At 50.4% G+C, this 11,673-nt stretch carries 7 protein-coding genes and 1 pseudogene; 3 read left to right on the forward strand and 5 right to left on the reverse strand.

The window, feature by feature from the left end; translation table 11 throughout:
* Positions 1-694: 694 nt before the first annotated feature.
* Positions 695-1,468, forward strand: coding sequence for a FadR/GntR family transcriptional regulator (locus tag Q4563_RS13870; protein WP_303604867.1), 774 nt, complete (start codon positions 695-697; stop codon positions 1,466-1,468).
* Between the two features lie 30 nt (positions 1,469-1,498).
* Positions 1,499-2,272: pseudogene (locus Q4563_RS13875) on the forward strand (SDR family oxidoreductase).
* A gap of 49 nt (positions 2,273-2,321) precedes the next feature.
* Here the strand turns inward: Q4563_RS13875 and Q4563_RS13880 are convergent.
* The 5 genes from Q4563_RS13880 to uxaC form a co-directional block, all read right to left on the reverse strand.
* A complete protein-coding gene (locus Q4563_RS13880) occupies positions 2,322-3,173 on the reverse strand; it encodes a transporter substrate-binding domain-containing protein (RefSeq protein WP_215975683.1) in 852 nt (283 codons plus the stop codon).
* Positions 3,174-3,388: 215 nt separating this feature from the next.
* Positions 3,389-6,874 (reverse strand): ATP-binding protein, encoded by a 3,486-nt coding sequence (locus Q4563_RS13885; protein ID WP_303604868.1) that lies wholly within the window; start codon positions 6,872-6,874, stop codon positions 3,389-3,391.
* A gap of 3 nt (positions 6,875-6,877) precedes the next feature.
* A complete protein-coding gene (locus Q4563_RS13890) occupies positions 6,878-7,840 on the reverse strand; it encodes a GGDEF domain-containing response regulator (protein WP_215975685.1) in 963 nt (320 codons plus the stop codon).
* Positions 7,841-8,150: 310 nt separating this feature from the next.
* A complete protein-coding gene (locus Q4563_RS13895; RefSeq protein ID WP_303604869.1) occupies positions 8,151-8,774 on the reverse strand; it encodes an energy transducer TonB in 624 nt (207 codons plus the stop codon).
* 259 nt (positions 8,775-9,033) lie between these two features.
* Complete coding sequence (gene uxaC / locus Q4563_RS13900; RefSeq protein ID WP_303604870.1) at positions 9,034-10,449, reverse strand: glucuronate isomerase; 1,416 nt, start codon at positions 10,447-10,449, stop codon at positions 9,034-9,036.
* A 253-nt stretch (positions 10,450-10,702) separates the two neighbouring features.
* Here uxaC and Q4563_RS13905 point away from each other — a divergent pair, with 253 nt between their 5' ends.
* Positions 10,703-11,650 carry a sugar kinase gene (locus Q4563_RS13905; protein ID WP_215975688.1) on the forward strand — a complete coding sequence of 316 codons (948 nt, stop codon included), beginning with the start codon at positions 10,703-10,705 and terminating at the stop codon, positions 11,648-11,650.
* The last annotated feature ends 23 nt before the right edge of the window (positions 11,651-11,673 follow it).

The raw sequence follows: 11,673 nt of genomic DNA on the forward strand, positions 1-11,673 counted from the left end.
CTTGTTATAAGCTGCCAGCCACCCTTCGCAGGGCCGGCCATTCTACAGCCCAGCCTCTTAAAAGCAAGCGATTTTCCGGATGGTACGCAATATTGCGCCCCCCCCCCCCTTCTTTGCCACACCTCACCCAGAGCACATCCATAACAAAAGGCCACACCTCAATGATCACTTAGCCCGCTAGCAACCCCACACCCACCTCCAGGCGTTTACCTATATATAGAAGCACGAACAGTTGCCACCTCATAAACATGACGCACACCAACGCGAGCTGCTGCAAACGCGACCACCAACCAGACCTCAGCGATATCTCCTATCCTCACCAAGCCCACCAAAAAACAACCAACACAACCAAACACAAACTCCAACCTCTTTATGGTATCGGCGAGTCGCACTATGGCAGCCCCTCGGTGAAATACCTCATAAACACAGCGCCACCTATTTCAACCACAACACCAATTTTTATTGGCTCGCCGCCACCCCCTTATCGCTATTTACATACACCCCTTCTTTATTACCACTCTTAGCTGAGTGACGAGGCACCGGCCGCTTTCTGTGCTACCGTCATACCGCAAGCACCTGAACTGGTAAGTCCATCACCATATTTGGCCTTACCAAAATAACAGTATTGGCTTGAGCAACTCCCCCTCTATTGGTAAGATCCCGAGGACAATCACCGTTTCCGGTCTACTTGCTTATGATCCCAACGCTAAAACCCGAGCACTTTTCCGGCGGGCGCCTCTATCAACGTGTCGCCCAACAGCTTGCCGCGACTATTGCCCAGGGCGAGTACACGGCCGGCACACGACTACCGGCGGAACGAAAACTAGCCGAACGCTTTGAGGTCAGTCGACCCACGATTCGCGAAGCCATTATTGCCCTTGAGTTGGCAGGGTTAGTTGAAGTTCGGGGAGGCTCTGGAGTTTATGTGCGCCACAGCGACCCACTGGAACTGGGCGGCACTCCGCCCCAGTTAAGCCCCTTTGACATTCTCGAAGCCAGAATTGTGTTTGAAGGTGAAGCCGCGGCACTGGCGGCTAAAAACATCACCGAACAGGAGCTGGCCGAGGTACGCCAAGCGCTCCACACCATTGTCGACAACCATCAAGAGGCGACTTTTTCAGAAACTGCCGATGCGGATTTTCACCGGGTCATCGCACGAGCCACCAAAAATGCGGCTATTGTATCGGTGTGCCGGCATCTTTGGTCGTTGCGCGATAGCGCACCGGTATCAACCTCGGTAGCGCAGCGAGTTTACCAAGCCGGCGGAGAAGCTCGCATTGATGAACACAAAGCCATTCTTATAGCACTAGAACAACGCAACCCTGAGGCTGCCCGCGCCGCGATGCGCGAACACCTGCGCCGCGTGATTCGGCAATTGCTGGACGCCATCGAAGCCGATGCCGTGGCGGAGGCCCGGCGTGCTATTGCGCTTAATCGCGAGCGCTTTAACCTTGCCGACGAACATTAATGGAGCCTGACAGCGTCCAAAGGTTTGATTATACCTACCGACTTATTTTCACTACAGGGTAAGATCGCCCTCGTAACCGGAGCAACCCACGGACTGGGAGGAGCCATGGCGATGGGACTGGGGCGAGCAGGCGCCACAGTGGTCGTAAACGGTCATTCATCCAGCGAGAAGTAGAGGCCGACGTCGAGCAATACCGCGCAGCAGGAATAACCGCCCATGGTTACCGCCTTGATGTCACCGATGAAGCGCAGGTGAATAATGCGGTGGGCGCCATTGAACGCGAGATCGGGCCGATTGATATTCTAGTCAACAACACCGCTATTAGAAATGGCGTTCGATGACTGGGAATGTGTGATTAAAACCGACCTGACCGGAGTCTTCACCATCACCAAACCCGTTGCCGCCAATTATGGTGAATGCGGCGGCGGTAAGATTATTAACATTTGCTCGGTGATGAGCGAGCTTGGCCGCAGCTCTGTTGGTGCTTACGTCGCCGCCAAGGGCGGGCTCAAAATGTTAACTCGCACCATGGCTACTGAATGGGCCAAACACAATGTACAAGTCAACGACATTGGCCCCGGTTATTTTGCCACAGTCCAAACCGAGGCCATTCGGGTCGACGGCCACCCAATGCACGAATTCATCCTCAATCGCACCCCGGCAGGCCACTGGAGCGACCCGGATGACTTACAGGGTGCTGCAGTATTTTTGGCCTCGAAAGCATCAAATTTTGTCACCGGGCAAATCGTCTACCTCGACGGCGGCCTTCTAGCCACTATCGGCCGACCGGCAATCGAAACATAGAAGACAGAATATCCTTAAGCCGTAATGCCCGAGGCTCTAGATCACTAACCTAAAGCAACGGCAGCAATCGGCTGGGATTTTCCAGCGCAATGACGGAGCAGTTGGCAAGTGTTTCTTGACTGATGGCATCGCGCCCAGTTTCGCCGATGCTGCCATCGGCATGCATGGCCTCTAAACCAATACGCAGGCGCTCAATCAGCTCGGGGTGGCGGTTCGACACCACCGGGAAGCTCGACAGCGGGTAGTAAATAAAAAGGTCAGGCACGACCACCAAGTCACGGGCCAACTTAGGGTGGGCAGCCAATATATCTGGCGTTTCATCCACACTCAGCGGTAGGTAATCGATCTTACCTTGAGCCAGCATTATCAGCAGATCACTTAGCTCAGGGGCTCCGATAATGGGCAGGTTATTGGCCTCGTAGACCCAAGTGTCAAACCAAGAACTGCCCTGACCTGCGGTGTAATGTGACAGGTGGGCTGCGCTCTTCACTTTGCGGAACTCCGCCAAACGCTGCTTACTTACTATCAAGTTGCGATACCCTAATTTACCCCCGGCAATGGGCACCGGAATTAAGGTGATCTCCCCAGGAGGGAAGTCCATTAAAGAAGTGGGGGCAATTTGCATACGCTCGCCCTGGGCGAGCAATTGGCGCCAATGTTTTGAGATCGACGTTTCGCTGGAAACAATCAACTTAAAAGGGCCATAATCATCCGCGGTGCGCTGCAAGGCCTGACGAATAATATTTGCTTCGTGATCGGCGCGACCAGGAGCATTGGCACCGACCCAGAGTACATACTCCTGCACCTGAGCATCATCGGTCGCCATACCGGCACTCGCCAACAGACTTAACATTGCCAGCCCAGCGATCGCCACACGTATTAACTTGATTGGATTTATCATCGCTATCCCTGCCCCAATACAGACTTTGGCAGAGGCCGCTCCTATCATTCTCGACGCCGCCAAAAGCAGCCTATTGCGTAATATTAAAAGCAATTGGATCAAAAATCATAATTTTATGCAAAAATAGGTGAGATTGACCCAAGAGGCTGTCATTAAACGCCACTGCATGCCCCAGGTGGCCGAGATTTAAGAGCCACCAAACCCCGAACTGCTCATTAACTGGATTGGGCTAAATAAGTACGCAAGTCGATCAACAGCCGTTGCTGAATATGGTTGAGTCTTTCGGCCAGTGACGCTAAGGTTTCTTGGGGCAAGCACTCTGCGCCCTGTTCTAACTGACGCGCTACTGCCACTAATGGCTCTGCACTTAAATTAGCAGCCACGCCTTTTATAGTATGCGCCTCGCGACCAATAGAGGCTCGGTCAAGCTCAGTTACTGCAGTCATTAAACGCTCGACATTCTCATTCGATGACGCTACATACATCGAGATGATTTTGGTGAGTATTGCCTCGCTGTTCGACAGCCGGGCCAAAGCCTCCGATTTATCCCACAAGTTTTGTACAGGCTCGCCAGCCACCAACTCATCCTGTACCGACCCTGCTGGCAGATCGCTATCATTTACAGGTTGCCATTTAACACGTTCAAGATACTGGTCCAGCTGATAAATAAGTGCCTCAACATTAATAGGCTTACTCAAGTATTCATTCATACCGGCATCTAAACAGCGCTGACGCTCTCCATCCATCGCGCCGGCAGTTAGCGCGACAATTGGAATAGAGGCGACCGTCTCGCCACAATCTCCATCGCGAATAGCGCGCGTCGCATCATAGCCGTTCATAATGGGCATCTGGCAATCCATAAATACAAGCGCAACTGCCCGATCTGCACCACTTTGTTTGAGAATTTTCAGTGCATCCTGGCCATCTTTAGCGATCGCCACCAGCAGCCCCATCCCTTCCAATAAACCGCGCATAACTTCTTGGTTAATGGTGTGATCATCCACAACCAGAACAGTTTCAGGCTGGTAATGAATATCGGGGGTCTTTTCCCCCACCAAGGTTTTGCCCGAGGTGGAAAATAAACTGTGATGATTACGCCAATGCTGTAATACAGCGCACATATACTCATCAAACAAGGGGCGCGCCAAGCGCTCGGTATAAGCAGATAAAAGCGGATCATCCAATGGTTCGGTATTGCCGCACAACAGAAGTAACGGACGGTGATCAGGAGAAAGAGATTGGAAGAAATCCGAAAGCTTCTCTGCTGTTTCATCCAATGTGACACGATCCAACAACAGGGCCATATCAGAACAGTCTTGCGATGCCTTTTGGCTGAGTGACTCGGTAAACGTTGCCAGTGGTAATACCTCAGCACCGTTAGTTTGCAGCATTACTTTGACCGCCGCCGCCTCTACAGGATCTGACAACCCCAACAGCGCTTTCACCCCTCTAACTTCTTTCAAGGCCGAAACCTCTGCCTTCCCGACATCAAGCACCACTTGGAACCGGAAAACGCTGCCTTTATTAGGTTCACTGTCTAGCTCTATCGCCCCTCCTAGCAATTGACAAAGCCGCCAGCAAATAGACAAACCTAACCCCGTGCCCCCATAATTGCGCGCCCGGGAGGTATCCCCCTGCTCAAATGGATTAAATAGTTTATCTTGCACCTCTGGCGAAATGCCCATGCCGGTATCCTGCACGCTGCAGCGGACAAACACCCGCCCCCCTTGCTGCTCACTTGAAACCTCCACCCGAACGTAACCTTGCTGGGTAAATTTAACGGCATTGCTAATCAAATTATTTAAAATTTGTCGCAATCGGTTGGGGTCTGAATTAACCTGACGCTCGGTGAGATTGGACGTATCGCAAATCAAAATAAGCGATTTTTCATCACACGCCACAGAGAAAGTAGATAATACCGACTGCAACATGCGGCCCAAGTCAAAATCAATTTTTTCCAACTCTAACTTATTAGCTTCTATTTTGGAAAAGTCCAAAATGTCGTTCACCAATGTAGTGAGCGACTTGACACTATCTTCGGCCATAGTTAAGTATCGAGTCTGGGCTTGCGACAAACCATCGCGGCGCAGCAGGTTTAGCATGCCGTAAACACCATTAATAGGCGTGCGAATTTCATGGCTCATATTAGCCAAGAAAATTCCTTTTGATTCGTTTGAGTGTTTGGCCTGCGCTAGCGCCTCTTCCAATTGATCGGTACGTTGGGCAACCTTTTGTTCGAGCGAGTCATTGCTTTTTTGCAGTAAATGACGAGTCTGTATTTGCTCGCTTACATCTCGCGCCACTAAACATAGGGCCACCACCCGACCATTAAGATCGCGCACACCATCCACAGACAGTGCGCCATAAAAAATGTCTGCAGTTCCCTTTTTCAGCCTAACCTCATCAAGACTCTCGGCGTGCCCTACTCGAGCCAAAGCCAGCGCCTCGGCACAAAGCTCTTGATCCGCTTCTGCCACAAAATTTTCAATAAAATTTTGATCTAGTAATTTTTGAGCATCACATAGAAATAAACGCCCGACAGCCGAGTTGCACTCCTGTATTCGTCCCTCTGTGCTCAACAAAAAAATGCTGTCTAATGTGCTGTTCACAATGGCTTTATAATGCACCTGCAAACCGGCGATTTGACGCTGGCTCGATAGCGAACGTTGATAATAAAAAACAATCGCTATACCAACCATCAATAATATACTGGACGCCCCTACCAGTCGCAAAAACTTAAGCAGTGCGGCCTCTCTGACCGTCGCATCAGAGACAGGGTAAACCTGGTAAACGTATTGTGAATCACGGGTTTGATCCCACAAAATTCGCTGCGCAAGATACCAAACTGTATTGCCATTACCATCATAAGCTCGCGCAAATTCTCGCCACGTCAATTCCGGTAGATTTTGCTGAAAGTCCTCCTGCCAGCTGGCCACGGCATTGCGCTCAAAGGCGAATGCTTTATTAGGGTTAGGGTGGAGCAGGTAATGCCCCTCATGATTCATCAGATAACTATCAGCACCATCGGCGACGGAGTCAATTAAGTCAAAAACATACTGAGCATCATAATTAATGATAATTGCACCGAATGCGTTGCCTTGCGTATCGTAAATTGTTTTAACGGTGCGAAATGTCGGAACCTCGGGGTATTGAATTTTGCCAAACTCTCGATTCAACTCCAGCGGCGTCACCCCCACCTCTTCAGAGGACAATGACGAAGCCAGTCTCATATAAGACCGGTCACCTTTTGCCTGCAAGCCTGCTTTAGCAACTATCACGACTCCGCCCATCCGGTGCTCGGCCCTTACCAGCTCTCTGCCATTGTCGGCAAAACCAATGTACCGCACCTGGGAGACACTGGGTTTGGCGTGCAAAAAAGCTTCGAAGATTGTGTTAAGCCGGCTTACCCAAGTGTCATACCGAGTACCATCATGAGGGTCAACTCCACCGGCCCCAGCGGCGCGCATCATGCCCTGAACTGGCGGCAATGCCGACACAAAATTCACTTCCGAACGTGCATCACTTAATGCTTTTTCAATAACCGCTACTTTTTCATTGACGTCAGTCTGACCCTGAGCGAGAAAATGTTTGAGTGTTGACTGGTAAGAGTACTGATAGAGTGCCCCCACAATACCCACGTATACAAGAAAAACAGCAATAACACTGTAGATAAAGGTTCGATTGTGAGCTGTGGGCTGCATCCATTAATCCTTGGGGAGACTGGGTGTAGGCGTCGATGTCGTGATTTTATCAAAGTGGCACACTTTATTACGCCCCTGCTCTTTAGCGCAATAGAGATGTTGATCCGCGACCTGCAATAGTTGCTGGTAAGTGGCTTGACTGGGCATTGTGCTGGTCGTTATACCGATACTCACCGTCACCCTCTGCCATGGCGACTTTGGATGCACTATCGGCTCGCGCTCAATACAATCTTGCACTCGGCGCGCCACTTCACTGGCGCCGGTCAGGTCGGAGTCGGGTAGTATTATCGCAAACTCTTCCCCTCCATACCGGCAAGCTATATCCAGAGGCCGCTGGATGGCCTCATCGAGCGAATGGGCAATGCTTTTAAGGCAATCATCTCCCGCCAAATGCCCCATACTATCGTTAAAGCGTTTAAAGTAATCCACATCGATCATTAAAACACTGATGTCACTCATATTGCGCTGAGCTTGTTCCCAGTGGCGCTGCATCTGCTCATCAAAATAGCGTCGGTTATACAAGCCTGTGAGACCGTCAATATAGGCGAGTTTTTGTAAGTATTGCGACTGAAACCTTAAGGTTAAGTGTACCCGTAATCGATTGAGTAAGGTATCGGGATTAACCGGTTTAAGAATAAAATCAACACCGCCCGCATCCCAACACATCTGCTCATTGGTATGACTCTCCAGGCTGGTTAGAAATAATACAGGAATTGACTGGGTGAGAGGATTGCGCTTTAGAGTCCGACAGACGTCAATGCCTGTCATATCGCCTAGCACAACGTCCAGTAAGATGGCATCAGGGGCAAACCGTTGCGCCTGATCAAGCGCGTCCTCACCACTACTTGCAATCGACAGAGCATATGTGTCTTGCACAATAGACTTTACTACCTCAACATTGATAGCCTCGTCGTCTACCACCAAGACCTTTGCCCCCTGCCCTCCCCACTCTTTATTGTGGATCACTGTGACCACCTCTCGGTGCTTTTAGTACATATTAACCATAACTGCGCTCCTTTCAGTTAATGCCTGTATTCAATATAGTTTGTTTTGTTCCAGGCCTCCAAATTTCAGCCTTTAATTCTCGCACGCGAAGAAACGTAGAATACTGCTGACTCCAGCTTTCGCCAATTACGTCAGTCACGGCGATATAAAGTAACGATGGGTTGTCAGTCAGAACCGGCGATATGGTGTTTAAAGTGTATTGATGGGAGCGGGAATCGCAGCGAAAAAATCAATCACACAATGACGCCCTCACAAAGTGAGGGCTCAGGCATTAATCGCCCAACTCAAATACGAAGCGGTTTTGCACATTGTGCACTTCGATGGCAATCCCATTATTTTCACGGGGTTTGTATTTAAATTTCTCTGCAGCGGCAATTGCCGAACGATTAAAAATGGTGGTGGGAGAGCCATCTGCACGAACAGCACTCACGACCTGAACGTCTCGTGTTGCACCGCTTCGGGTCACGATATATGAAACGACCACTTCACCCTCGATCCCGCGACTGGCCGCTGCTCGGGGATAATTTGGAGCCACCTTGATCCGGGGGAGTAAATCGTCACCTTGACCGATCTCAATAGGGCCGATGGTACCGACACTGTCAGGTGGGCTGACTGTGTAAGGAGAAAAAACATCGCTCACTACTGGAGCACTGGTTTCAAAGTCAGTGGGCGGAGCAACGACGGGCTCTTTGGGGCGCACCAGTTCAGGGTATTTGGGCTCGATGGTTTTCACCTCGGGCATAATCACATTGACGATTTTAGCGGCTTCCGGTTGAGGTTCAAAGACAAGCTCTGTTTTAATTAAGCTGGCCATCATTAACAACAGCGCCATGGTTGCCAACATACCCAAGGGTACGGCTGTTAAACGAGCGGCTCTTAGTTGTGCTGTACTCATAATGCTACCCTCTGCAACAAATGTAGGAGAAAGTGACGTTAGTCACCCCTGCTGTAAACATAGAAGGCGCAAGTCATGGCAGCCAAGACTTATAGTGAATATGAATGCTCGTTACTGGTTATACTTATTCTTAAAAAGTACTGGTTAAAGCTTCCATTTTTTACTACGGAATTTTCTCAAATACTCATGGCGGTGTTACCGTCGCCAGTTCACATAACTAGGTTTGAGCGAATCAAGGCTTTACGATTCATTAATTCTGCTATTTGAGCTTATAGGCTTTCTTTACGAGGTTGTAGGTTAAATCCACAACCACATCACGCGCCTCGCCCTCCGGCAAACGATGCTCGGCGACTAATCGTGCTAAAAAATGGCAATCCATTCGGCGGGCCACATCATGCCGCGCAGGAATCGACAAAAAAGCGCGGGTATCATCATTAAAGCCCACGGTATTATAGAAACCCGCCGTCTCGGTTACTTGTTCGCGAAACCGGCGCATCCCCTCTGGACTATCGTGAAACCACCAAGGTGGCCCTAGCTTTAAGGCCGGGTAGTGACCCGCCAATGGAGCCAGCTCACGAGAATAGACAGACTCATCCAACGTAAACACGATCATGGATAAACGCGGGTCATTACCGTATTTATCCAACAAAGGCTTCAAAGCCTTAACGTATTCGACCTGAATAGGTATATCAGCACCCTTATCACGCCCATAATCACGAAAAACCTGCGGGTTATGATTGCGAAATGAACCCGGATGAAGCTGCATCACCAGCTCATCATCAAGGCTCATCGCTGCCATCTCGGTGAGCATTTGACCGCGAAACACTTCCGCCTCGTCAGTTGTGTGGTTGCCAGCCAATACTTTGGCAAAGAGTGCACGACATTGATCAAGGGATAAATCGGACGTCTGGGCAGATGGATGGCCATGGTCGGTAGCGGTTGCACCGAACGTCTTAAAATAATCGCGCCGTTGGCGCAATGCGGATAAGTATCCCGCCCAACTGCTTGTGTTTTCCCCGGTCAATTCACCTAGTGCCATCACGTTGTCGACAAAGTTTTCATAGTCCGGGTCCACCACAGGGTCGGGGCGGTAAGTGGTAATAACACCACCGCACCAATCGCTGCCCCGAATAGCTCGGTGATGACGCAAATCATCCAACGGGGACTCGGTGGTTGCCAAATATTCAATATTAAAGCGGTCCATCAATGCGCGCGGGCGAAAGGCTTCAGTGTGTAACTGCTCATTAATACGCTCGTAGTAGGTATCGGCACTGTTTTCGTTCAATAGCTGGGTTAAGTTAAACACGCTACTGAAGACATAATCCATCCAAAGGCGCGTAGGTGTGCCCCTAAACGCGGCGTAATGGCGGGCAAATAACCGCCAAATTTTACGCGGGTCTTGCTCTACAATCTCACCCGCTTTACATGGCAAACCCAGTGCCGCCATGGACACCCCTAAACTGTATAAAAGCCGAAACACATAGTGATCAGGCTTGATCAGCAACTCCGTAGGATTGTGAAAATACTCATTGTCAGCAAACCAGGCCGGATCGGTATGACCATGGGGGCTAATAATGGGAAGACCTTCAACTTCTTGGTACAACCGTCGAGCTATGGCTCGAGTGGACTCATCGGCGGGTAATAGGCGGTCCGGGTGTAAATAGAGTGTACTCATGGTCGGCAGCACCATCATTATCGGCCAGTTTTGCCGTAGCCTAGCAGCCCAATATGACGGGCAAAGGTCAGAGCCAATAATGCCTTTACAATGCGTTTACCAAAGCGATATGGGGTATTAGAGTCAAAGCTTGAGAATCAGAAGCCATAATAAACAACATTTTCGCTCGAATATTAAGCTCATCGTGTACAGCAGGCGCGCCCAATTGTACAATCGCCGTTCCATTTATTGATGAGTCCAAGGGTCACACACCATGACGAAGATTGCCTGTATCGGTGAAGTAATGATTGAACTGGCGGTGGCTCCCCCCGCCCCAGAAGGTACTGAACTGAAAGCGTTATCTTACGCCGGTGACACCTATAACACGGTGGTAACCTTGGCCCGCCTTGGCACTCAAGCGAGCTACATTACCCGCCTGGGCGATGATAATTACAGTGATGCAGTTATTTCGCGCCTACAAGCCGAACATATTGGCAGTGAGAACATTGTGCGCCAGCAAGGCAAGGTACCGGGTCTATACATGATTCATAACACGCCGGATGGTGAGCGCGAGTTCTTTTACTGGCGCGATCGTGCCCCCGCTCGTGAGCTGTTCCACCATGAAGCGGAAGTGTCAGCTCTAGAGGCCAGCCTGGCGGACTGCAACATGGTGTACTTATCCGGCATCACTCTCGCCATTATCGGTGACGAAGGGCGCAGCAACTTGCTGAGCTTTTTGCGTCGCTATAAAGACAATGGTGGAAAGGTGGCTTTTGACAGCAACTACCGCCCCCGCCTGTGGCAAACCCCAGAGCAAGCTCAACAAGCGAATCGCGACATACTCGGCTTGACTGACTTGGCGCTACTGACACTGGACGACGAAGAATTACTCTGGGGTACTAACGGCGATGCCGTCGGTGAACTCCAGCATCGCTACGCCAACTGTGACATTGCGGAGATTGTACTTAAACGCGGCAGTGAGGACGTGGTAATTTTGCAAGGTCAGGAACGTACCACCGTGCCCGTACCTAAAGTGACTAACATTGTTGATACAACCGCTGCGGGAGACACGTTCAACGCGGGTTATTTGGCCGCTCACCTCGAAGGCAAGTCCCCCGAACAATGCGCTCAACAGGCCAACCGATGCGCCAGCGTGATTATTCGCCATCGTGGCGGTGTGATTGATAAATCAGTCTTTCTTAATGAAGTGGCTGAGCGGTAAAGCCAAACACCTCGTAGCCCAGG

The sequence above is a fragment of the Gilvimarinus sp. 1_MG-2023 genome, from assembly GCF_030548285.1.

Bases quoted from the DNA above. Each gene is read 5' to 3' on its own strand.
- Q4563_RS13905 (WP_215975688.1), top strand. From the start codon at position 10,703: ATGACGAAGATTGCCTGTATCGGTGAAGTAATGATTGAACTGGCGGTG.
- Q4563_RS13885 (WP_303604868.1), bottom strand. From the start codon at position 6,874: ATGCAGCCCACAGCTCACAATCGAACCTTTATCTACAGTGTTATTGCT.
- Q4563_RS13880 (WP_215975683.1), bottom strand. From the start codon at position 3,173: ATGATAAATCCAATCAAGTTAATACGTGTGGCGATCGCTGGGCTGGCA.
- Q4563_RS13895 (WP_303604869.1), bottom strand. From the start codon at position 8,774: ATGAGTACAGCACAACTAAGAGCCGCTCGTTTAACAGCCGTACCCTTG.
- uxaC (WP_303604870.1), bottom strand. From the start codon at position 10,449: ATGAGTACACTCTATTTACACCCGGACCGCCTATTACCCGCCGATGAG.
- Q4563_RS13870 (WP_303604867.1), top strand. From the start codon at position 695: ATGATCCCAACGCTAAAACCCGAGCACTTTTCCGGCGGGCGCCTCTAT.